Below are 19403 nucleotides of genomic sequence, written 5' to 3' on the forward strand. Positions count from 1 at the left end.
CGGCCGGGGTGGGGCTCTGCGGCGCGTTCTGGGTCTTGGTGGCCAGGGCGGTGAGCGGCTGACGCTAGGTTGTCGTTCGCCATACACCGTTACTTAAGCGTGCGGAGCGAAAGTGGCGGGCGAGCCTTCCAACGCGCCGACGCGCCCCAGCCGCCCGTGACCCATGCAAGTGCAAATCCTTCCCCGTCTCCTGGTGGTCGACGACACCGAGGACAACCGGATCATCCTGAACCGCCGCTTCACGCGCCTGGGCTACGAGGTGGTGGAGGCGGAGGACGGCCTGTCGGCGCTCAACCTGATCGCCCGCGAGCCGTTCGACGTCGTGCTGCTGGACATCATGATGCCGGGCGTCGACGGCCTGGAGGTGCTGCGGCGTGTCCGCGAGGACCACAGCGAGAACGAGCTGCCGGTGATCATGGTCACCGCCAAGTCGGCCAGCGAGGACGTGGTCGAGGCCCTGCTGATGGGCGCCAACGACTACATCACCAAGCCGGTGGACATGGAGGTGGCCGCCGCGCGGGTGGAGATGCAGCTCCGCCGCAAGCGAGCCGAGGACCAGAACCGCGCGGCCTATCGCGAGCTGGAGCAGACGCTGAGCTGCCTGCAGGACTCCATCGAGCAGGCGCAGAACAAGTCGGCCGTGCTGAACGAGCTCACGCCCGAGGTGCGGGCCCCGCTGGACGGCCTGCTGGGCGCGGCCAAGGTGCTGACGCGGGTCTGCGAGACCCCGGACCTGAAGAAGATGATCGCGGTGATCGAGGGGGCGGCCCGTTCGCTCGACCGCCTGGCCGCCGAGGCTCAGCCGCAGGGCGCCGCCGCCCGGCCGCGGAAGACCAAGGCGGCGCCCGCCCGCCCGGCGCGCATCCGCGTGCTCTCCGCCGACGCCGATCCGGCCCGGCGCCACGGCGTGCGGATGGTGTTCGCCGAAACGGATGTGGAGGTCGAGCTTTCCGAGGCCCACTCCGGCGCCGAGGCGGCCCAGCTCGCAGCTTCCGAGGCCTTCGACCTGATCCTGATGAACGTCGAGATGGGCGACGGGCTGAACGGCGTGCGGGTCGTCCGCCGCCGTGAGGCCGAGGCCGGCCTCCGGCGCACCCCGATCCTGGCGGTCTCGAAGGACGGCGCCGCCGCGGCCCAGGCGGTGGCTGCCGGCGCCGACCTGCACATGCCGATGCCGATCACCGCCGCGGGCCTGCTCACCGCGCTCGCGCGCGCCCTGTCGCGCGAGAGCGAGGACCTGAGCGCCGTCGCCTAAGGCGCGACGGGCGCGACCCGCCGGGCGGTGACGATCCGCACCGGCTGGACCAGCATCTCGCCCTTCATCGCGCCCTCGCCGCGGTTCGGGTCCACCGGCATGGCGAGGATCTTCTTCACCACGTCCATGCCCTCGACCACCCGGCCAAAGGCGGCGAAGCCGGGGTTCTTCGGGTCCTTGGGGTCGGCGTCCAGATAGGACTGGTCGCCCACGCAGATGAACCAGTCGGCCTGGGCGGTGCCCGGCGCGTGCCGCCCCATGGCGATCGTCCCGTCCTTGTTGGAAAGCCCGGTCTTCAGCGTGCTCTCGTGCGCGATCGGCGGCAGCACCTTCTTCGGATCGTTCTGCAGCCCGCCCTGCAGCAGCCCGTAGTCCTTGGGGCCGCCCGGCGCGGTCGAGGCCCGGTAGAAGGCCGCGCCGTCGTAGAGCTTGCGGTCCACGTACTTCAGGAAGTTCGCCGTGGTGACCGGGGCCCGCGCGGTCTCCAGCTCCAGCACGATCACGCCCTGAGCAGTCGTCAGCGCCACCCGCACCGTGGCCGGCGCCTCCTGGGCGCGGGCGGGAAGGGCGAGCAGCGCCAGGGCGGCGGCGGCGGCGAGGGCGCGGCGGGTGAGGGACATGGGGGAAGGCTAGACCGCCCCCGCGCGGCCCCCAAGCCCCTATCGCCGCGGCTCGCTGTGACGCAGGTCACATCGCCTGGGCCGAGCGCGGCCCTAGCAGGGCGGCGGATTCTCCCAGGAGGCGAAGATGAAGGAATCGGCGGCCGGCCGCAAAGCGGCGTCGGGTACGTCCTTCGACGTGGCCGTGGCGCGCGGATCGGGTCATGCTGGTCGACAGACCCGCGGGCGGGAGGTGGGCTTGATCCCTCAGGTTGCGGACGACTTCGACCAGGTGCGCGCCGCGCTGGCGCAGAACGAGGTGCTGAAGCACATCTCGGCCGCGGCGGCCGTGGGCCTCGCCCGGCGCGGCGCGCCCGTGGCGCTCGCGCCCGGCGTGCTGCTCGCCCAGGAGGGCGACCCCGGCGACGCGGTGTTCGTGGTTCTGGACGGCGAGGTGGAGATCCGTTCGACCACGGCCGGCGGGCGCGAGATCCGCCTCACCGCCTTCGGCCGCGGCTCGGTGGTCGGCGAAATGGCCGTCCTGGACGGTGGTCCGCGCTCGGCGGACATGGTCGCCACCCGCAAGACCCGTCTCTGGCGCATTCCGCGCGCCGCCCTGCTGGAGGTGCTGGAGGCAGAGCCCAAGGCGGCCGTCGCCCTGGTGGCCGAGCTCAGCCGGCGGCTACGGGCGACCAACGCGGACCTGGAGGCGCGCACGGCCCTGGACCTGGGGGGACGGCTCGCGCGGCTGCTGCTCGCCGAGCAGAGCGCCCGCGGCCTCATCGCGCTCACCCAGACCGAAATGGCCCGCCGGGTGGGCGTGAGCCGCGAGAAGGTGAACCGCAAGCTCCGCGACTGGATGAACGAGGGGTGGGTGGAGAAGACGCCGTCGGGCGTCCGGCTCCTGTCCCCCGAACGCCTGCAGGGGGTGGTGAAGGAACGTTTGGCCGGCTGACAGGCCAAGCGACTGGCGTATCGTCGTCACCGACGAGTCGGGACGCAGACATATAAGGGGGACCCAAGATGCCGATGCTGCAGACGATGCTCTCTGAGCTGAACGTTTACATGGGGCGCGAGAAGATCCAGGAGCTGGCCAAGCGCCGGGACATGTTCGCCCCGGGCGCGAACCCGGACTACGCCTTCCTCATGGAAGCCCAGCCGCGGCTGGTGAGCGCGTGGCAGACCTACATCAAGGAGATCCCGCCGGCGATCCGTGCGGGCGTCGACGCGGTGATCCACCAGGCGCTGTCCACCGAGCCCCCGACCCAGGTGACCTTCGCCTGGGCGCCCGGCTACGACTGGGAGCTGAACATCTGGCAGGCCCCGGACACGCAGACCACCAAGGGCGGCGTCACGGTGCTCATCAAGAGCCGCTATCCGGACGACGCTCACCCGATCTCGGGGCCCAGCGCGGCGGGCGCCCGCTCGGCGCAGCAGTCCTAGCCGCAGCGCCGGGCAGCCGGCGGGCCGTCCTGGGCTCAGGCGTCGGCCTGTCGCGCCAGGGCGCCTGCCTCGCTGGCCTCGCGCACGGCCGAGAGCAGGGCGTCCCGGTCGGCCGCGTTGGCGTAGGGCTGAGGGTGCACGTTGCGCGCCCGCAGCCTGGCCTGCAGCTCGACCGGGAAGGCGCGCGCCGCGTCCTCCAGACGGCCCAACCGCACGAGAGAGGCGGCGAGGATCGAGGTGGCCGGGGTGTAGTTCAGCCGAAGCGCCGCCTCGGCCTGGCCCACCGCCTCGGCGAAATCGCCGGCGTGGAAGTGGGCCAGCGCCAGCATGCTGTGCATCGGGCCGAGCTGCGGATCGTAGGGGCTGTGCCGCAGGCTGCGCTCGATGGGCGCGATGGCCTCCTTGGCGCGGCCTGAAAAGATCAGCACCTGCCCCAGCCGGAAGTGGCCGAAGGCGAAGTTCGGGTTGAGGGCGATGGTCTTGCGCGCCGCCTCCAGCGCCTCGCGGTGCCGGCCGAGGTAGAGCGCCGCGCCGGCCGCGGCGAAGTAGCCGTAGGCGTCCCGCGGGTCGCAGCGGATGGCGTTCAGCGCCGAGGCGTAGGAGTCGATGATGTCGGCCTTGGGCTGCTCGGACCAGCCGTAGATCGCCGCCCCGTAGAGCGCGCGGGCCAGGCCGATGTGGCCGAGGGCGAGGTCCGGGTCGCGCTCCACCGCCTGGCGGAACAGCTCCATGGCCGCCTGCCAGTCGGCCCTGGACATCTTGTTCAGCCGCCACATGCCGCGCTGGAAGCAGTCGATGGCGGTGAGGTCGTGCGGGCTCTTCCGCGCCACGCGGGCGCCTTCGGAATGCAGCATCGCCGGCTCGATGGCGCCCACCACCTGCTCGGTGATCTCGTCCTGCAGGCTGAAGATGTCCACCATCTCGCGGTCGAAGGTGTCGGCCCAGATGTGGGCGCCGGTGGCGGCCTCCAGCAGCAGGGCGGTGACCCGCACCCGCTGGCCCGAACGGCGCACGCTGCCTTCCAGGACGTAGCGGACGCCCAGCTCCTGCCCGACCCGGCCGGCGTCGCCGGCGCGGCCTTTGAAGGCGAAGCTGGACTCCCGGGCGATGACGAAGAACCAGCGCCAGCGGGACAGCGCCGTGACGATGTCCTCCGTGATCGCGTCGGCGAAGTATTCCTGCTCGGGGTCGCCGCTCATGTTGTGGAACGGCATCACGGCGATGGACGGTTTGGCCGGCAGCGGCAGGGACGCCCGCGTCTCCACCGCCGGCGCCTCGCCCAGGCGCACGCGGTAGGCGCGCACCGGTCGGGGGATGTTCTTCAGCGCCTGGTCGCCCAGGTCGTCGAAGGTCGCCTCGAGCCGGCCCTGGGTGTCCTCCTGCACGCGGGCCGAGACGCAGATGCCGCCGGGCTCGGCCAGGGCTTCGAGCCGGGCGGCGATGTTCACCCCGTCGCCGAAGATGTCGTCGCCCTCGATCACAACGTCGGCGGTGTGGATGCCGATGCGGAACTCCAGCCGGGCGTCGTCCGCCACCGGCCGGTTGCGGTCGCCCACGGCCGTCTGGATGGCCAGCGCGCAGCGCAGCGCGCTCACCGCGCTGCCGAACTCCACCAGCAGGCCGTCCCCGGTCGTCTTGAAGATCCGGCCGTCGTGCTCGGCCACCGCCGGCTCGACCACCTCGCGCAGGTGCGCGCCGAACCGCCTGAGCGCGCCTTCCTCGTCGGCGGCGACGAGGCGGCTGTAGCCTGCCACGTCGGCGGCCAGGATGGCGGCCAGACGCCGTTCGACCTTCCTGCTCCCCACAAACCCTCTCCCGTCGACCGCACACCGGACAAGTCCGGCGCCCCTGATGCGGATCGCTGCGGCGCAGCATGCGACCCGTGATCTTCGAAGGCAAGAATTCGAAGTGACGTCCGTTGGTTACGTCCGTCGGTGCGGGCCTCGTGACCACGCGCCTGTGACAAGCGTCACAGGCGCGCGGCCGGACCGGCGCGATACCTCGCCGCGCGCCCGATCACAAGGCGCAAGCGCCGTGCGGAGCGTGGCCGGATGTGGTTTGGCGAGCGAAAGGGCGGCCGCTGGCTCGGAGCCGCCACGAGGGATCGCAAGAGCTGGCGCCGCGTGGTGTGGTCAGACTTCGCCGGCGGGCTCGTGCTGTGCGTGCTCCTGGGCGGTCTGCTGGCCGTCTCGAGCTGCTACGCGTGAGCGGCGCCGTGCGCCCGCCCCGCTCACCGCCGGCAGCGATAGAGGGTGTCGGTCCGACCGCGCGAGACGAGCCGGCCGCCGTCCAGGGCGAGCGTCTGGACGCTCACCGCACACGACAGCCGCTCGCGTCCCGCGGTGGTGATGCGGCTGAGCTTGCGGACGGTGACCCGCGCGGAGCGGCCGTCCGGAGCGATCTCCACCCGCTCGACCTGTCCGCTCTCGCGGACCTTCGACTTTGAGAAGAAGCGCTCGGCCTGGGTTCGGGCCTGAGGCAGCGTGCTCGTCCCGTAGGCGACGGTCTCGCCCTTGGGGGTGATCGTCTGGTCGGTGAAGCGCGCGCCCGGGGCGTGCAGGGCCGCCCAGCCGGCCACGTCGCCGGCGTTCCAGGCGCGCTCCAGGCGGGCCACCAGATCGCGCGCCTGCGCCTCGGTCACCCGGGCGGGCGCGGCGGCGGCCAGCGCGATGCCGGCGGCGGCGACCAGGGCCCTCATGCCAGCGCCCGCATGCGGTAGGCGTTCATGGCCGTCTCGCCGAGCCGCTCCGTCAGCCGCCAATTGACCACGGCCCCCACCGGCGCGCCGATCACCGGCAGCATCTGGGCGAGCTTCGCCAGGTCGATGTAGTCCCGGTACTCCTGCTGGAAGCGCCGCCAGTCGAACGCCTCGTAGGACTGGGGATGCGCCCGGGCGTCCCAGTCCTCCAGCGCGTGCAGCACGTCGGCGCGCCGCCCGGCGCCCGAGAAGGCCAGTTGGAAGACGTGCAGCAGGAAGAGCCGCTCGGCGAACTCCTCGGTCTCGTGGCCATAGATCGCCGCCAGGTCGAACAGCAGCTTGATCTTCAGGGTCAGCAGGGCGGGGAAGTCGGCCATGGCCATCCAGAAGCCGCCGGCCCCCGTCACCCCGCCTTCCACCGCCGCGGCCGTGCGGAAGCCCTCGATGGCCCGCCGCGCGCGCCGGTCTCGCTCCTGCAGCGGAAGTCCCCGGTGCGGCTCACCGGTGGTGAGGTCCGCCCCCGTCAGGATGGTGCGGGTCAGCCGCTCAATGACGGCGGTGACCGTCTCGTGCACCCGCTCCGGGATCGCCCGGTTGATCCGCTGCTGCAGGCCGCGGGCCGCGCGGTCGACGGCGCCGGCCGGCTTCAGCGTCCGGGCGCGCCAGTGCGCCACCTCGCCGGCGGCCCAGGCGTGGTAGTCGGCGTCGGATGCGGCGAAGGGCGGGGTGGCGGGCATGGGCGGGACCCCATCTAAACGCGCCATGGGCGCGCGCGCATGAGAAATCTGGACGAGGTGTTCGAGCGGCTGCGCGGATCGGCCTTCCGCCGCCGCTTCGCGCTCGGGCCGAAGGACCGGGCCTACCTGGCGGAACGTGGCCTGGAGACGGTGCTGGCCCACGGCCGCGACTTCGTCGACCGCCGGCTGGCTCCGGCGGCGCCGGCCAACGACGGGCGCCAGACGCCGATGCGCGGCCACCCCGTGTTCGTCGCCCAGCACGCCACCGCCACCTGCTGCCGCGGTTGCCTCGCCAAGTGGCACGGGATTCCGCCGGGCCGGGCGCTCGAGGCGGCCGAGCGGGCCCACGTCCTTGCGGCGATCTCGCGCTGGCTGGCGGCGGCCGGCAGTCTGTGACCCGCGTCACAGGCCCGCTGCGGCCGATCGACCATGGTCGCCCGGCTGGTCGAGTGCGGAGGGGCAGATGGACGGTGGCGGACGGCGTGAGACGGCCTGGGCCGAGCGGCTCTGGCGCAGCCTGCCCTTCCTCTGCCTCCTGATCGCCTCCGTGTTCGGCGCAGTCGCCTTCCTGCTTGGTCCAGATCCCGGACCTTAGACCGACGGCCGCCCACTCCTCCCCGGGCCGGCCGCCTGGCCGGCGCCTCTCGGCTCGCCCACGCCTGCGTGGCGCGCGCGGCGGGGGAGCGGGCCTCGTCCCGGATCGATGGCCAGACCGTGGTCGGGCGCACCCACATGTGACACCCCGCGCCCGACCACGGCTTCTTTTTCGCAGACGCTACCTGCGCTGGGCGACGCTCTCTTCGCGCAACGCCTTGAACTCCGAGCCCGCGTTCCACTGCGGCCAGGCGCGGCCGGTGGCGAGCGCGCGGCCGGCCTCGTAGACCGCCGCCACGTCCTGGGCCGCGCCGCGCAGGTCCCAGTCGGCGCTCCAGGCGTCGCAGGTCTGGTGGTAGCAGCGGGCGGTGTAGTCCGAGACCCAGCGGTCGCCGGCCGCCCGGCCGCCCTCCACCAGGTCCGGCGCGCCGCCCAGCGCCATCAGCAGCAGCACCGGCACCCCACGCTTGGCCATGGAGAAGTGGTCGGCGCGGTAGAACAGAGCCCGCTCCGGGTGCGCGTCCGGCGTGACCACGCGGCCCTGCCGGGCCGCGGCGCGGGCGAGGTGCTGCTCCAGCTCGTTCTGGCCGGCGCCCACCAGCACCACATCGCGGGACGGTCCCAGCGGCTGCAGCACGTCGAGGGTGAAGTTGGCGACGGTGGTCTCCAGCGGGTAGCTGGGCTTCTGGGCGTAGTATTCCGAGCCCAGCAGGCCGCGCTCCTCGCCCGTCCAGGCGGCGAAGACGATGGTCCGGTCGGGCCGCGGGCCGGCCTTGAAGGCGCGGGCGACCTCGATCACTCCGCCCACGCCGATGGCGTCGTCCAGGGCGCCGGGCCGCACGGTGTTCCCCTGCGCGTCCGCCGGACCGACCCCGTAGGCGTCCCAGTGGGCGGCGTACATGATGCTTTCCTTCGGCCGCGACTTGCCGGGCAGGGCGGCCAGGATGTTGCGGCTGGTCAGCTTCTCGGAGGCGACCGTCAGGTCCACCGAGACGGCGGAGTCCTTCAGCGCGACGGGCGTGAAGCCGGCGGTGCGCGCGCGGGCCTTCTCCGCCTCGAAGTCCAGGCCCGCCTTGCGGAACAGGTCCACGGCGAGGTCGCGGGTGATCCAGCCCTCGAAAGCCAGCTTCTCCTTGGCGGGATCGGCGCGCTGAACGTCGTAGCTCTCGCCGTTCGAGGCGGTCACCGTGCTCCAGCCGTAGGCCGCCCCGGCGGTCTCGTGGATGATCAGGGCGCCGATCGCGCCCTGCCGCACCGCTTCCTCGTACTTGTAGGTCCAACGGCCGTAATAGGTCGCCGCCTGGCCGCCGAACTTGCCGGCCACCGGCTCGCCCGGCTTGGCCTCGAAGTCCGGGTCGTTGATCAGCATGACGGCGACCCTGCCCTTCAGGTCGACCCCCTTGAAGTCGTCCCAGCCGCGCTCCTTGGCCGTGACGCCGTAGCCGACCCAGACCAGCGGGGCGTCGGCCACCTGCACCCGGGCGTCCGGCCGCAGCGCATGGAGGCGGATCTCCTGGAACTGGGTGAGCGGCTGGGCCTGCCCGCCCGCGGACAGGGTCACCTTCGCGTCGCGGACCTGGGTGCGCAGCAGCGGCACCGACTGGGTCCAGCCCCCGTTGTCGCCCGCCGGGGTGAGGCCCAGCGCCTTGAACTGGGCGACCACGTAGTCGACGGTCGCCTGCTCGCCCGGGCCGCCCGGCGCGCGGCCGTGGAACTCGGGCCCGGAGAGGATCCGGGTGTGCTCGGACAGCTTCTCCGGGGCGATCGGCGCGGAGCCGGCGGATTGGGCGGCGGCGGGGGCGGCGAGGGCGGCCAGCGCCGCGGCAAGGACGAGGGTGCGCATCCGCGAACCCATAGCCATAAATCCGCGGGTGGCCAGTCCGCCCGTCATGATCGGGGAGTAGGGAGCGTCCGATGTCCGTGCTCATCCACATCAATGGCTACCCGGGAGCCGGCAAGCTGACGCTCGGGCGCCGGCTCGCCGACGCCATCGGCGCCCGGCTGGTGGACAACCACTCGGTCTACAATCTCGCCCTGGCCCTCACCGAGGTGAAGTCGCCCGCCTATTTCGAGACCCTGCGCGCCGTGCGGGCCATCGCCTTCCAGCGCGTGCTGGAGCTGCCGCCGCACATCCCGGTGGTCGCCACCAACGCCCACATGACCGACTCCGACTGGGGTAATGAGAACTGGGACGCCTGGGCGGACCTCGCCCGCCGGCGGGGCGCGCGCCTGCTGGTCGTGGTCCTGGACTGCGACCCCGACGAGCTCGACCGCCGCATCGCCTCCCCGGCACGCGCGACCAAGCGCAAGCTCACCGACCCGGCCCAGTTCACCGGCGCGCGCACCGGCCGCGTCCTCATCGACCGCGGCGGCGACGCCACCCTGCGCCTCGACACCACCCGTCTCTCGCCGGAGGAGACCTTCTCGCGGGTGCTTGCGTTCGTTGCGGCGGAACGGGGGCAGCCGTCGGGGGTTTGAGGGGCGAACCCGGAAAACCAAGCCGAAGGAGCCAGGCGATGATCAAGCTGCCGCCGCTGCCCTATGCCTATGAGGCGCTCGAGCCGACCGTGTCGGCGACCACCATGCGCACCCACCACGACAAGCACCACGCCAAGTACGTGGATGTCACGAACCAGCTCGCCGCCGAGAAAGGGTTGGAGGGGCGCAGCCTGGAGGAGATCATCGCCGAGGCGGAGTCGCGGGGCGAGCGCAAGCTGTTCAACAACGCCGCTCAATCCTGGAACCACGCCTTCTTCTGGACCTGCATGACCCCGGATCGCCGCGACCCGTCGGGCGAGCTGCTCCGCCTGGCCCAGGAGGCGTTCGGCGGCCTGGACGAGCTGCGCGCCAGGTTCGTGCAGGTGGGCGCCGACCACTTCGCTTCGGGCTGGGTGTGGCTGGCCCTGGACGGCGGCAGGCTGGCGGTCGTCGACACCCACGACGGCGGCACGCTGGCGCACCAGGCGCAGACGCCGCTGCTGGTCTGCGACGTGTGGGAGCACGCCTACTACCTGGACTACAAGCAGGACCGGAAGACGTTCCTGGAGCGCTGGTTCGATACCGTCGCCAACTGGCAGTTCGCCGAGACCCAGCTCGCCGCGGCCCAGGGCGGCGGCGAGGCCTGGCGCTTCGAACGCGCCGCCTGAGGCGGGAGCCCCGAGCCGGGCTTCCGCGTTGGTCGGGTTCCGAAGGAGCCCGACCATGCTGCGCGCGACCTGCCTCATCGTCCTGACCGGCCTGTCCATGGCGGGCTGCAACAGCACGCGCGGGCCGGCCGAGGGCCGCGCCGTCTCGGCCGTCGTGCTGGACGAGGGCAAGCGTCAGGAGGCGGCTGCGGCCGCCTCGGCCACCGCCAGCTCCGACGACGCCATGGCCGAGGTCGGCGAAGGCCCGCGCGAACAGGCGCCGCAGCCCAACTGACGGGCTTCCCACCCGCGCCGAAGTGTCCCAACGTCCGTCGTCTGCCGAACGGCTATTGAAGCCCTCGGTCGGTGAGCGGAGCGGACATGACGGCGAGGGGTTCGGAGAGCCAAGTACGGGCCCTCCGCCGCGGTTATCGGACGGCGACGGTGCTGTCGCTGGTGCTCGCCCCGACGCTGGTGCTGCTCGTGGCCATCGTCATGTTCGCCAGCCTCCAGGGCGTCGCCCGCCTGCGCAGCGAGGAGGAGGTCTCCTATGAGCGTCAGGCGCAGATGCAGCGCGTCTTCTCGCTCGTGCAGGACGCGGAGACCGGCCAGCGCGGGTTCGTGATCACCGGGGCCGAGGAGTTCCTGCAGCCCTACGACACGGCCATGTCCGAGCTGCAGCAGGAGCTCGGCGAGCTCGAGGCGGGTGTTGCCGGCGAGCCGGCCCAGATGGCCCGCATGCAGCGCCTGCGGCAGCAGATCGCCCGCAAGGTGGACCTGATGGCCTCCGGTGTGGCCGCCCGCCGCTACCAGGGCCTCGACGCCGCTACCACCCTGGTGACCACCGGCCACGGCAAGCGGGCCATGGACGAGATCCGGGGCACGGTCGGCGAGATGCTGGCGGCCGAGGCCGCCGCCCTGCGCCAGCGTCAGCTCGCCGCCCACCGGCGCGAGCGGCAGGCCGAGCTGGTTTCCGGCGTCCTGCTCGCCCTCGTCATGGCCAACCTGCTGGCGGCCGCCCTGCTGGTTCGCCGCCAGGCCCGCAGCCGCGAAGCGGTGCTGTCGGCGCTCGAGCAGCAGTCCGCGCGGCGGGAGGCGATCTTCGAGAGCGCCATGGACGCCGTGGTCACCCTGAACCCCAGCGGCACCATCGAGACCATCAACACCGCCGCCGAGCGGCTGTTCGGCTATGAGCGCGGCGAGCTGGTGCGGCGCGACTGCTCGGTGATCGTGGACCTCGCGCCGGGCGAGGGTCTGTTCCTGCACCGCCTGGGGGCCGAGGCCGGCCGCGACCTGGGCGTCGCCCGAGAGTTCACCGGCCGGCGCCGCGACGGCTCCACCTTCCCGGCGGAGATCAGCCTCGGCGCGGTGAAGCTGCAGGACGGCGTCTATGTGGTGGCGACCATCCGGGACGTCTCCGAGCGCAAGGCCAGCGAGCGGCTGAAGGACGAGTTCGTCTCCACGGTGAGCCACGAGCTCCGCACACCGCTCACCTCCATCGCCGGCTCGCTCGGCCTGCTGGACGCCGGCGCGGCCGGCGAACTGCCGGAGAAGGCGAAGCGGCTGATCTACATCGCCCGCACCTCCACCGACCGGCTGGTGCGGCTGATCAACGACCTGCTGGACATCCAGAAGATCTCCACGGGCAAGATCGCCTTCGACATGCGGCCGCTCGACCTGCGCACCGTCGCCGAGCGCGCGGCCCAGGACATGACCGGCTTCGCCGGCGAGCGGCAGGTGCGGATCGAACTCGTGCTGCCCGAGCAGCCGCTGACCGTCACCGGCGACCTCGACCGGCTGATCCAGATCCTTTCCAACCTGCTGTCCAATGCGGTGAAGTTCTCGCCCGAGGGCGGCCTGGTCACCCTGACCGTCGAGCAGGCCCGCGGCCGCGCCTGCGTCCGCGTCGCCGACCAGGGTCCCGGCGTGCCGGAGGCCTTCCAGCCCGCGCTCTTCGGCAGGTTCGCCCAGGCGGACGGCTCGTCCCAGCGAAGCGCCGGCGGCTCGGGCCTGGGCCTCGCCATCTCCCGGGAAATCGCCGAGCGCCACCGGGGCGCCCTGCGGCTCGCCGAGAGCACGGAGGCCGGCGCCAGCTTCCTCCTGGAGCTGCCCCTGGGCGCCGAGCCCGAGGCCAGGGCGCAGGAATGCCGCGTGCTGCTCTGCGAAGACGACGACCACGCCGCCGAGGTGATCACCGCCGGCCTGCGGCTTGACGGCTTCCAGGTGGAGCGGGCGCGCACCCTCGCCACGGCCGAGGAGGCGCTGGAGAAGGCGGCGTTCGACGCCCTCGTCCTCGACCTGCACCTGCCCGACGGACACGGTCTGTCGCTGGTCCGCCGGCTGCGCGAACACGCCGAGCACCGTCGCCTGCCCGTGGTGGTGGTCACCGGCGACGCCTTGGCCGGGATGAGCAGCATGCCGGTGGCCGACTGGATCGTGAAGCCGGTGGACCTCGGGCGCCTGCGCGACTCCGTGCTGGCCGCCATCGCCGGGCGCCGCGACCTCGACATCCTGCACGTGGATGACGACGCCGACCTCGCCGAGGTGGCGCGGGCGTCGCTTGCCGGCGCAGGCCGGGTGCGCACCGCCGCCACCCTCGCCGCCGCCCGCCGCGCGATCCGGGCCCGGCGGCCGGACCTGATCATCCTCGACGTAGGCCTGCCCGACGGCTCCGGGCTCGACTTGCTCGCCGACCTCAGCGCGGAAGGTCCGCAGACGCCGGTGATCGTCTATTCGGGGCAGGAAATCGACGAGGAGATGGTGGGCCGGGTCCAGGCGGTGCTGACCAAGTCGCGGGTCAGTTTCGGCGCCCTGGCCGACACGGTGCGGTCGTTGACCGCCTCGCGGGAGAACGCCTGATGCCGGAGGATGCGCAATGGCGACGCTGAAGGTGCTCTACGTCGACGACGACGAGTTCATCCGCGAGGTGGCCGAGCTCGCCCTGGGCCTCGACCCCGACATGGAGGTCCGCGTGGCCGACAGCGGGGCGGCGGCGCTCGCCATCGTCGACGGCGGCGGCTTCTCGCCGGACGTCTTCCTGCTGGACGTGATGATGCCGCACATGGACGGTCCGGCGACGCTCGCCGAGCTCCGCCGGGTCGACGGCCATGGCCAGACGCCGGCCATCTTCGTCACCGCCCGGGCCCAAGCCACCGAGCACCGGCCGCTGATCGACGCCGGCGCCGTGGGGGTGCTGACCAAGCCGTTCGACCCGGTGGCCTTCGCCGGCGAGGTCCGCGCCCTGTTGGGCGCCTAGGCCCGGTCCAGCCGGAACAGCGGCTCGTGGTCGGGCCGCGTGGTCACCGCGCCCACCGGCAGCACAGGCCGCGCGGACGTCAGGCCGAACTCGAACCGGGCGAGCAGGTTCGCCAGCATCACCTGCGCCTCGGCCAGCGCGAAACTCGCCCCGATGCAGATCCGCGGCCCCAGGCCGAAGGGCATGAACGGCTGGCCGCCGCTCCACGGCGAGGCCTGGCCGGCGAAGCGGTCGGGAACGAAGGCCCCGGGCCGCTCCCAGAACCGCCGGTGGCGGTGGATCACCCACGGGCTCATCCAGACGAGCGCCCCCGGCGACACGGGCAGGCCGTCGATCTCGTCGGGCTCCGCCGCCTCGCGCAGCAGGAAGATCACCGGCGGATAGAGCCGCAGCGCCTCCAGCAGCACCATCCGCAGCCGGGGCCAGTTCTGCAGGTCCTCCAGGGCGCCGACGTGATCGGGCGGGAAGGCGCGCACCTCGGCCCGCAGCCGGGCCTGCTCCACCGGGTCGAGGGCCAGCAGGTAGCTCGTCCAGAACAGCAGGCGCGAGGTGGTCTCGAAGCCTGCGAACAGCAGGGTGGCGGCCTGGTCCCGGACCTCGGCGTCGGTGAGCGGCGCGCCGGTCTCGGCGTCGCGGGCGGCGAGCAGCAGGTCCAGCAGGTCCCGGTGGACGGCGGCCGCCGGCGCGGTCCGGCGCTCGGCCACCAGGGCGTCGACGGCGCCCTGCCAGACCGTCTGGAACCGCCGCCGGCTCGCCTGGGCGAAGGGGAAGTCCTCATGGGTGCGGGCGTAGCCGTCGAAGATGTTCGGCCGTCCGGCCCGCGCCACATAGCCCCGCGCCAGCCGCGCGATCGCCGCGCGCCGGCCGTTATCCGGCAGCGAGAACAGCGCCCGCAGCACCGCGTCGATCGTCCCCTCGTGGAAGGCCGCCGAGAGGTTCGCCGTCGGAGCCTGCGCCAGCCGGCCGGCCAGCGCCTGCGCCGCCGCCTGGAAGTGCGGCAGCAGCAGCCCGACCTGGGCGGGGCGGAACAGGGGCGCGAGCATGCGCCGCTGGCCGCGCCAGGCCTCGCCCTCGGCCAGCAGCACGCCGTCGCCGGTCACCGGCCGCACCGGGCGGGCCGAGGCGAGCGGCCGGCGGTAGCGCGGCATCGCGTCCAGCATCACGTGGCGCGCCCACGCCGGGTCGTTGACCAGCCAGTTCTCCCGCCCGAGCACCCGGTTCCGCTGGACCAGCACCTCGTAGTCCTGCTCGGACCAGACGGTCAGCGGGTTGGTCGACATCCCCCAGATCAGCCGCAGCGGCCCCACCGGCCGAGCGTGCGCCTTCGGCGCGGGCGGGACGACCGGGCGGGCGAGCGCGTCCATCGGCGGGCTCCGAGACTGGGCGAACGCCGTTCTAATTCGTCGGGCGCTGAAAATCTAGCGCAGGGCGGCCTCGGTCCGCGCCAGGCTGGCCCGCAGCCAGCCGGCCTCGTTGGAGTTCTTGGACCGCGCGATCAGGGCCTGCAGGGCCGCGCGGCGGGCGGCCAGGGCGCCCCGGTGCCGGGGATCGACCGCCAGGGCCGAACTCGTCAGGCGCAGCGCCAGCTCCGGGTCCTCCGCCGCCAGCGCCTGGGCCCGGGCCGCCACGGGGTCGGGTCCGCCGGCCAGCCGCACCAGTTCGGCGGCCGTGGCCGCCGGCGAGGTCGCGTACATGGTCGCCGGATCGCCGTCGAACCACCCGGCGTAGCCCTCGTAGATGCCGCGGATCGACCAGATGAGGTTGCCGTAGCCCTCGCCCACCTCCAGCTCCGGGGGCAGGCGGATCTCGCGCATCAGGGCGTAGACGTCCTTGCCCTGGTTCATCCCGGCCACGGTGGCGTCGTGCACGTGGAGGATGGCGTCCCGGTACTTGGTCAGCTCCCGCCGAACGTTCTCCCGCCCCTGGATGGGCGCGCCGTGGCTCGGCAGCACGATCTCGGGCTCCAGCGCCAGCACCCGATTGAGCGAGTCCACATAGTCCAGCGCCCAGCGGGGCTTGGTGCCGCGCAGGGTGTAGAGGTTGGGGAACGAGGCGTACCAGTTGTCGCCGACGAAGGCCGCCTTCAGCTCCGGGACCCACACCGTCAAATGATCCGGCGTCTCGCCGGGCGTCGCCAGCGCCACGAAGGTGAGGTCGCCCACCTTCAGCCGATGCTCCTTCTCGAACAGCACGTCGGCGAGCTTCGGCGCGGCGCGGTTGCCCGGGTTGGGGTTCGCCGCGGTGGGGAGCCGGCCGCCGAACTGGGCGGCGTTGCGGGCCGCGAAGAAGCCGGAGAGCCGGGTTTGGTAGTCGTTGAACTCCACCTCCTCGGCCTGGCCGATCACCTTCGTCCCGGCCTCCTTCCAGGCCGCCACGCCGCCGGTATGGTCCGGGTGGGCGTGGGTCAGGTAGATCGCCTTCACCGGCGCGGACGAGACCGCCCGCAGCAGCTCGCGGTGGCGGGGCACGTTGAAGGCGCTGGAGGTGTCGATCACGACGTTTCCGGCCCGGGTGGTGACCAGGAAGGTGTTGCCGAAGCCGATCGCCTGGTGGATCCGACCGCTGGCGAACGACAGGGCCTTGGTCTGGTCGGCTCCGGCGCTCACGGGGCTCGAGCCGTCGAGCCGCCCCTGCTGCGACTGGGCGGCGGCCGGGGCGGCGAGCGCCAGGGCCAGGGCGACGGCGAGGGCGGGACGCATCACTTCGCCTCGGCCAGGGTCTTCATGGTCTGCAGGACGCCGGCGAACATCTTCGCTCGCCGCTCCCGGTCGGCCGCCTTGGCCTCCGGCGTCGGAAGCGGGCCGGCGTCGTAGACCAGGGTGTAGATCAGCTTCGACCTGTCCGCGCCCTCGGGCCGGACCTCCACCGTTCCGTGGTAGTCGATCGGGCTCTTCGGCTGGCTGTAGGTGTAGGACCAGGCGGTCTTGGCCACCAGCAGCTCGTCGATCCGGTCGGCGATGCGGCGCACCGAGCCCACCTCGTCGCCGCCGGAGGTGACCACGCAGGTGGTCTTCAGCCAGGCGCCGATATCGCACCAGCCGCCGACCTTCTTCCACACCGTCGCCGGCGGCGCATCGACCACCGCCTCCTGGGTGATGGTGACGAACTCCGCGGCGCGCACGGCGCCGGCGGAGAGGGCGAGCGTGGCGGCGGCGGCCAGGCTGGCGCGGACGATCATGGTGCGGTTTCCCCCTTGTTGGTTGTCGGCGTTCAGTTTGCCCACAGCCGCAGGCCGCGGCCAAGCCTGCGACAAAATTGCACAGTGAAGCTTGATCCCCCCGGCTCAGCCGTTAGGGTCCGCCCGCTGTTCAGCGAAGGGCGGGTATTGGCCTCAGATCAGGAACTGCGGGATTTCGTGCGCGAGCATGTGCGCTCCGTGTGGGCGCTGGAGCTGCTGCTCCTGCTCAAGCGCGACCCCGAGCGCTGCTGGCCGGCGGCGGACCTGGTGCGGGAGCTCCGGGGCAGCCAGATGCTCGTGGCCAACAACCTCGCACAGTTCCAGCGGGGCGGGATCGTCGTGCACGACGACAACGACTGCTACCGCTACGCGCCGGTGAGCCCCGTGCTCGACGGCCTCTGCGGCGCGCTCGAGGACGCCTATCGCGAGCGGCCGGTGGCGATCATCAACCTGATCGCGGCCCCGCCCGACCCCGTGCAGGGCCTGGCCGATGCGTTCAAGTTCCGGGGGGATCCGAAATGACGGACTGGGGTCCGCTCGCGGTCTATGGCCTGTGCCTGGTCACCAGCGTGACCTGCGCCGCCCTGCTGCTCAGGGCCTACCGGGCGAGCCGTGGGAAGCTGCTGCTCTACACCGCGCTCGGCTTCGCGTTCCTGGCGTTGAACAACCTCTTCCTGCTGGGCGACATGGTCGTCTTTCCCTCGGTCAATCTCTGGCCCTGGCGCCAGGCGGCCTCGATCGCGGCGGTGGCGGTGCTGCTCTACGGCTTCATCTTCGAGGTGGAGTCATGACCAACGATCCCACCCTGGTGGCCTTCATGGGCGGGGCGCTGACGGTCGGCTTCCTGGCCGTCGGCCTCTACTTCCTGAAATTCTGGCGCCGCACGCGCGACGGCCTGTTCCTGGCGTTCGGCGTCGGCTTCGCCCTGTTGGCCATCAACCAGGCCGTGCCGGTGCTGTTCGACATCCCGGACGAGAACCTCAGCGGGGTCTACCTGCTGCGCCTGGCCGGTTTCCTGCTGATCATCTGGGCCATCCTGCGCAAGAACATGGGCCGCGGCTGAGCGCGCTCAGAACGGGAAGAACACGGGGATCGCCAGCACCGCCGCCACCCCGGTGACCAGGTTCAGCGGTAGGCCGATCCGCACGAAGTCCATGTAGCTGTAGCGGCCGATCTCATAGACCAGCACATTGGTCTGGTAGCCGAACGGCGTGGCGAAGGCGGCGCTCGCGGCCATCATCACCCCCACCAGGAACGGCTGCGGGCTGACCCCCAGGCTCTCGGCCAGCGCCACCGCAACCGGCGTCAGCAGCACCGCCACCGCGGCGTTCGACAGGATTTCGGTGAGCACGAGCGCGATCAGGTAGAAGAGGGCCAGGGCAAGCTGCGGCCCCAGGCCCTGCATCAGGGTCGAGAGACCGTCGGTGGCCGCCGCAGCCAGCCCGGTGACCTCGAGCGACAGCCCGACCACCACCATCCCGGCGATCAGGATCAGGATCTCGGGGCGCAGGCCGCGGTAGGCGTCGTCGGCGCTGATCACGCGCGTCAGGATCAGCGCCACCGCGCCGGTGAACGCCGCCGCCGCGATCGGCGCGTAGCCCGCCGCCGAGACCGCCACCACGGTGACGAAGACCAGCAGCGAGGCCGCGCCCCGCTTGAGGTCCAGCGGGCGGCGCTCCAGGAACAGGCTGGCGTCGCCGACGGTGAGGTCCCGGCCCGTGGCGGCGTCCTCCACCGCCTGGGCGAGCGTCGGCGGCTCCGGCCCGTCCCCGCGGCTCAGCAGGCGCGGCGCCACGACCACCAGATAGGCGCACCCGGCCAGGGCCACGATCGCGCCCACCGGGGTGATGTCGAACAGGCCGAACCCCGGCTGGCCCGAACTGCGGGCCATGTCGTTGACCAGCAGGTTGGTGGAGGTGCCGATCAGGGTGCAGCAGCCGCCCAGGATGGTCACGTAGGACAACGGGATCAGGAACCGCTGCGGCGGCAGCTTCAGGGAGCCGGCCACGTCGCGGACCACGGGCGCGGCCAGCACCACGATCGGCGTGTTGTTGAGGAAGGCCGAGGCGACGCCGCAGAAGCCGATCATCAGCCAGACGCCCACCGTTCCGAGCCGGCGGCACAGCCGCACCCCGAGCCGGATCAGCGCGTCGAGCAGGCCCGACAGCTCCATGGCGTAGGCGATCACGAACAGCGAGGCGAGCGCGATGAGCGCCGGGCTCGCGAAGGCGCTCTGCGCCTCCACTGGCCGGATGACGCCCAGCCCAAGCAGGGCGGCGGCGCCCGCGAGCGCCACCACGTCGGCGCGGAGCCGGTTCCAGATCAGGGCCGCCATCACGGCGACCAGGACGGCGAGCGCGCAGGCCTGGTCGAAGGTCATCGGGCCACCCTAGGTGACCCGCCGCGCCGCTGCTATGGTCCGGGCCATGGATTTTATCCGCGCCCGGAGGCCGGCGCTCGCCCTCGGCGTCATCGCCGCGCTGGTGGGCTGTTCGCCCAGGCAGGAGGCCGCCGCTCC

General features: G+C 72.5%; 23 protein-coding genes. 14 read left to right on the forward strand and 9 right to left on the reverse strand.

The window, feature by feature from the left end; genetic code table 11:
• Window positions 1–169 precede the first annotated feature (169 nt).
• The gene (locus tag ACE3Q8_RS20165; protein ID WP_374472292.1) at window positions 170–1255 is read left to right on the forward strand and encodes a response regulator; all 1086 of its coding nucleotides are present in this window, start codon (window positions 170–172) and stop codon (window positions 1253–1255) included.
• Here the strand turns inward: ACE3Q8_RS20165 and ACE3Q8_RS20170 are convergent.
• Entirely contained in the window at window positions 1252–1875 is a 624-nt protein-coding gene (locus ACE3Q8_RS20170; RefSeq protein WP_374472294.1) for a peptidylprolyl isomerase, read from the reverse strand. The two genes, ACE3Q8_RS20165 and ACE3Q8_RS20170, sit on opposite strands and share 4 nt — an antisense overlap.
• Before the next feature lie 127 nt (window positions 1876–2002).
• Between ACE3Q8_RS20170 and ACE3Q8_RS20175 the strand changes: the two genes are divergently transcribed.
• Both ACE3Q8_RS20175 and ACE3Q8_RS20180 read left to right on the forward strand, forming a co-directional pair.
• Window positions 2003–2809 carry a Crp/Fnr family transcriptional regulator gene (locus tag ACE3Q8_RS20175; RefSeq protein ID WP_374472296.1) on the forward strand — a complete coding sequence of 269 codons (807 nt, stop codon included), beginning with the start codon at window positions 2003–2005 and terminating at the stop codon, window positions 2807–2809.
• A 68-nt stretch (window positions 2810–2877) separates the two neighbouring features.
• A complete protein-coding gene (locus tag ACE3Q8_RS20180; protein ID WP_374472297.1) occupies window positions 2878–3297 on the forward strand; it encodes a hypothetical protein in 420 nt (139 codons plus the stop codon).
• 35 nt (window positions 3298–3332) lie between these two features.
• Here the strand turns inward: ACE3Q8_RS20180 and ACE3Q8_RS20185 are convergent, their stop codons facing one another.
• Complete coding sequence (locus ACE3Q8_RS20185; RefSeq protein WP_374472298.1) at window positions 3333–5102, reverse strand: adenylate/guanylate cyclase domain-containing protein; 1770 nt, start codon at window positions 5100–5102, stop codon at window positions 3333–3335.
• Between the two features lie 246 nt (window positions 5103–5348).
• Between ACE3Q8_RS20185 and ACE3Q8_RS20190 the strand changes: the two genes are divergently transcribed.
• Entirely contained in the window at window positions 5349–5504 is a 156-nt protein-coding gene (locus ACE3Q8_RS20190; protein ID WP_374472300.1) for a hypothetical protein, read from the forward strand.
• A gap of 23 nt (window positions 5505–5527) precedes the next feature.
• Here the strand turns inward: ACE3Q8_RS20190 and ACE3Q8_RS20195 are convergent, their stop codons facing one another.
• Together ACE3Q8_RS20195 and ACE3Q8_RS20200 are read right to left on the reverse strand one after the other, a co-directional pair.
• Entirely contained in the window at window positions 5528–5995 is a 468-nt protein-coding gene (locus tag ACE3Q8_RS20195) for a nuclear transport factor 2 family protein (RefSeq protein ID WP_374472301.1), read from the reverse strand.
• On the reverse strand, window positions 5992–6732 hold the full coding sequence (locus tag ACE3Q8_RS20200; protein ID WP_374472303.1) for an EcsC family protein: 741 nt from the start codon (window positions 6730–6732) through the stop codon (window positions 5992–5994). The genes ACE3Q8_RS20195 and ACE3Q8_RS20200 overlap by 4 nt, the downstream gene beginning before the upstream one ends.
• A 39-nt stretch (window positions 6733–6771) precedes the next feature.
• Here ACE3Q8_RS20200 and ACE3Q8_RS20205 point away from each other — a divergent pair, with 39 nt between their 5' ends.
• Together ACE3Q8_RS20205 and ACE3Q8_RS20210 are read left to right on the forward strand one after the other, a co-directional pair.
• Window positions 6772–7128, forward strand: coding sequence for a DUF4186 domain-containing protein (locus ACE3Q8_RS20205; RefSeq protein WP_374472304.1), 357 nt, complete (start codon window positions 6772–6774; stop codon window positions 7126–7128).
• A gap of 67 nt (window positions 7129–7195) precedes the next feature.
• A complete protein-coding gene (locus ACE3Q8_RS20210) occupies window positions 7196–7327 on the forward strand; it encodes a hypothetical protein (RefSeq protein WP_374472306.1) in 132 nt (43 codons plus the stop codon).
• Between the two features lie 180 nt (window positions 7328–7507).
• Here the strand turns inward: ACE3Q8_RS20210 and ACE3Q8_RS20215 are convergent, their stop codons facing one another.
• Window positions 7508–9169 carry a M28 family metallopeptidase gene (locus ACE3Q8_RS20215; RefSeq protein WP_374472308.1) on the reverse strand — a complete coding sequence of 554 codons (1662 nt, stop codon included), beginning with the start codon at window positions 9167–9169 and terminating at the stop codon, window positions 7508–7510.
• Window positions 9170–9240: 71 nt separating this feature from the next.
• Between ACE3Q8_RS20215 and ACE3Q8_RS20220 the strand changes: the two genes are divergently transcribed.
• From ACE3Q8_RS20220 to ACE3Q8_RS20240, 5 genes are all read left to right on the forward strand, one after another.
• A complete protein-coding gene (locus ACE3Q8_RS20220) occupies window positions 9241–9804 on the forward strand; it encodes an AAA family ATPase (protein WP_374472309.1) in 564 nt (187 codons plus the stop codon).
• 38 nt (window positions 9805–9842) lie between these two features.
• Window positions 9843–10472, forward strand: a complete 630-nt coding sequence (locus ACE3Q8_RS20225; RefSeq protein ID WP_374472311.1) for a superoxide dismutase — start codon at window positions 9843–9845, stop codon at window positions 10470–10472.
• A 55-nt stretch (window positions 10473–10527) separates the two neighbouring features.
• On the forward strand, window positions 10528–10746 hold the full coding sequence (locus ACE3Q8_RS20230) for a hypothetical protein (protein WP_374472312.1): 219 nt from the start codon (window positions 10528–10530) through the stop codon (window positions 10744–10746).
• Window positions 10747–10832: 86 nt separating this feature from the next.
• The gene (locus ACE3Q8_RS20235; RefSeq protein WP_374472314.1) at window positions 10833–13310 is read left to right on the forward strand and encodes a CHASE3 domain-containing protein; all 2478 of its coding nucleotides are present in this window, start codon (window positions 10833–10835) and stop codon (window positions 13308–13310) included.
• Window positions 13311–13326: 16 nt separating this feature from the next.
• A complete protein-coding gene (locus tag ACE3Q8_RS20240; protein ID WP_374472315.1) occupies window positions 13327–13707 on the forward strand; it encodes a response regulator in 381 nt (126 codons plus the stop codon).
• On the opposite strand, the gene ACE3Q8_RS20245 is transcribed toward ACE3Q8_RS20240, so the two are convergent.
• The 3 genes from ACE3Q8_RS20245 to ACE3Q8_RS20255 are packed head-to-tail and all read right to left on the reverse strand — an operon-like array spanning window position 13704 to window position 16885.
• Complete coding sequence (locus ACE3Q8_RS20245) at window positions 13704–15071, reverse strand: cytochrome P450 (protein WP_374472317.1); 1368 nt, start codon at window positions 15069–15071, stop codon at window positions 13704–13706. The genes ACE3Q8_RS20240 and ACE3Q8_RS20245 overlap by 4 nt on opposite strands.
• A 54-nt stretch (window positions 15072–15125) precedes the next feature.
• Window positions 15126–16406: an MBL fold metallo-hydrolase gene (locus tag ACE3Q8_RS20250; RefSeq protein ID WP_374472318.1), complete on the reverse strand. Its 1281-nt coding sequence runs from the start codon at window positions 16404–16406 to the stop codon at window positions 15126–15128.
• Window positions 16406–16885: an SRPBCC family protein gene (locus tag ACE3Q8_RS20255; protein WP_374472319.1), complete on the reverse strand. Its 480-nt coding sequence runs from the start codon at window positions 16883–16885 to the stop codon at window positions 16406–16408. The genes ACE3Q8_RS20250 and ACE3Q8_RS20255 overlap by 1 nt, the downstream gene beginning before the upstream one ends.
• A 147-nt stretch (window positions 16886–17032) precedes the next feature.
• Between ACE3Q8_RS20255 and ACE3Q8_RS20260 the strand changes: the two genes are divergently transcribed.
• Genes ACE3Q8_RS20260 through ACE3Q8_RS20270 form a run of 3 tightly spaced genes read left to right on the forward strand, consistent with a single transcriptional unit; the run spans window position 17033 to window position 17948 of the window.
• Entirely contained in the window at window positions 17033–17407 is a 375-nt protein-coding gene (locus ACE3Q8_RS20260) for a hypothetical protein (RefSeq protein WP_374472321.1), read from the forward strand.
• Window positions 17404–17676, forward strand: coding sequence for a DUF5985 family protein (locus tag ACE3Q8_RS20265; protein WP_374472322.1), 273 nt, complete (start codon window positions 17404–17406; stop codon window positions 17674–17676). The genes ACE3Q8_RS20260 and ACE3Q8_RS20265 overlap by 4 nt, the downstream gene beginning before the upstream one ends.
• A complete protein-coding gene (locus tag ACE3Q8_RS20270) occupies window positions 17673–17948 on the forward strand; it encodes a DUF5985 family protein (protein ID WP_374472323.1) in 276 nt (91 codons plus the stop codon). The genes ACE3Q8_RS20265 and ACE3Q8_RS20270 overlap by 4 nt, the downstream gene beginning before the upstream one ends.
• Window positions 17949–17954: 6 nt before the next feature.
• Here ACE3Q8_RS20270 and ACE3Q8_RS20275 read toward each other — a convergent pair whose 3' ends face one another.
• Window positions 17955–19265, reverse strand: coding sequence for an SLC13 family permease (locus tag ACE3Q8_RS20275; RefSeq protein ID WP_374472325.1), 1311 nt, complete (start codon window positions 19263–19265; stop codon window positions 17955–17957).
• Window positions 19266–19403 lie beyond the last annotated feature (138 nt).

This window comes from Phenylobacterium sp. (assembly GCF_041913825.1).
In the GTDB taxonomy this organism is placed as follows: domain Bacteria; phylum Pseudomonadota; class Alphaproteobacteria; order Caulobacterales; family Caulobacteraceae; genus Phenylobacterium.

Bases quoted from the DNA above. Each gene is read 5' to 3' on its own strand.
- ACE3Q8_RS20250 (WP_374472318.1), bottom strand. From the start codon at position 16,406: ATGCGTCCCGCCCTCGCCGTCGCCCTGGCCCTGGCGCTCGCCGCCCCG.
- ACE3Q8_RS20225 (WP_374472311.1), top strand. From the start codon at position 9,843: ATGATCAAGCTGCCGCCGCTGCCCTATGCCTATGAGGCGCTCGAGCCG.
- ACE3Q8_RS20215 (WP_374472308.1), bottom strand. From the start codon at position 9,169: ATGCGCACCCTCGTCCTTGCCGCGGCGCTGGCCGCCCTCGCCGCCCCC.
- ACE3Q8_RS20170 (WP_374472294.1), bottom strand. From the start codon at position 1,875: ATGTCCCTCACCCGCCGCGCCCTCGCCGCCGCCGCCGCCCTGGCGCTG.
- ACE3Q8_RS20230 (WP_374472312.1), top strand. From the start codon at position 10,528: ATGCTGCGCGCGACCTGCCTCATCGTCCTGACCGGCCTGTCCATGGCG.
- ACE3Q8_RS20270 (WP_374472323.1), top strand. From the start codon at position 17,673: ATGACCAACGATCCCACCCTGGTGGCCTTCATGGGCGGGGCGCTGACG.
- ACE3Q8_RS20200 (WP_374472303.1), bottom strand. From the start codon at position 6,732: ATGCCCGCCACCCCGCCCTTCGCCGCATCCGACGCCGACTACCACGCC.
- ACE3Q8_RS20220 (WP_374472309.1), top strand. From the start codon at position 9,241: ATGTCCGTGCTCATCCACATCAATGGCTACCCGGGAGCCGGCAAGCTG.
- ACE3Q8_RS20245 (WP_374472317.1), bottom strand. From the start codon at position 15,071: ATGGACGCGCTCGCCCGCCCGGTCGTCCCGCCCGCGCCGAAGGCGCAC.
- ACE3Q8_RS20235 (WP_374472314.1), top strand. From the start codon at position 10,833: ATGACGGCGAGGGGTTCGGAGAGCCAAGTACGGGCCCTCCGCCGCGGT.
- ACE3Q8_RS20195 (WP_374472301.1), bottom strand. From the start codon at position 5,995: ATGAGGGCCCTGGTCGCCGCCGCCGGCATCGCGCTGGCCGCCGCCGCG.
- ACE3Q8_RS20175 (WP_374472296.1), top strand. From the start codon at position 2,003: ATGAAGGAATCGGCGGCCGGCCGCAAAGCGGCGTCGGGTACGTCCTTC.
- ACE3Q8_RS20180 (WP_374472297.1), top strand. From the start codon at position 2,878: ATGCCGATGCTGCAGACGATGCTCTCTGAGCTGAACGTTTACATGGGG.
- ACE3Q8_RS20255 (WP_374472319.1), bottom strand. From the start codon at position 16,885: ATGATCGTCCGCGCCAGCCTGGCCGCCGCCGCCACGCTCGCCCTCTCC.
- ACE3Q8_RS20210 (WP_374472306.1), top strand. From the start codon at position 7,196: ATGGACGGTGGCGGACGGCGTGAGACGGCCTGGGCCGAGCGGCTCTGG.
- ACE3Q8_RS20275 (WP_374472325.1), bottom strand. From the start codon at position 19,265: ATGACCTTCGACCAGGCCTGCGCGCTCGCCGTCCTGGTCGCCGTGATG.
- ACE3Q8_RS20205 (WP_374472304.1), top strand. From the start codon at position 6,772: ATGAGAAATCTGGACGAGGTGTTCGAGCGGCTGCGCGGATCGGCCTTC.
- ACE3Q8_RS20265 (WP_374472322.1), top strand. From the start codon at position 17,404: ATGACGGACTGGGGTCCGCTCGCGGTCTATGGCCTGTGCCTGGTCACC.
- ACE3Q8_RS20190 (WP_374472300.1), top strand. From the start codon at position 5,349: ATGTGGTTTGGCGAGCGAAAGGGCGGCCGCTGGCTCGGAGCCGCCACG.
- ACE3Q8_RS20240 (WP_374472315.1), top strand. From the start codon at position 13,327: ATGGCGACGCTGAAGGTGCTCTACGTCGACGACGACGAGTTCATCCGC.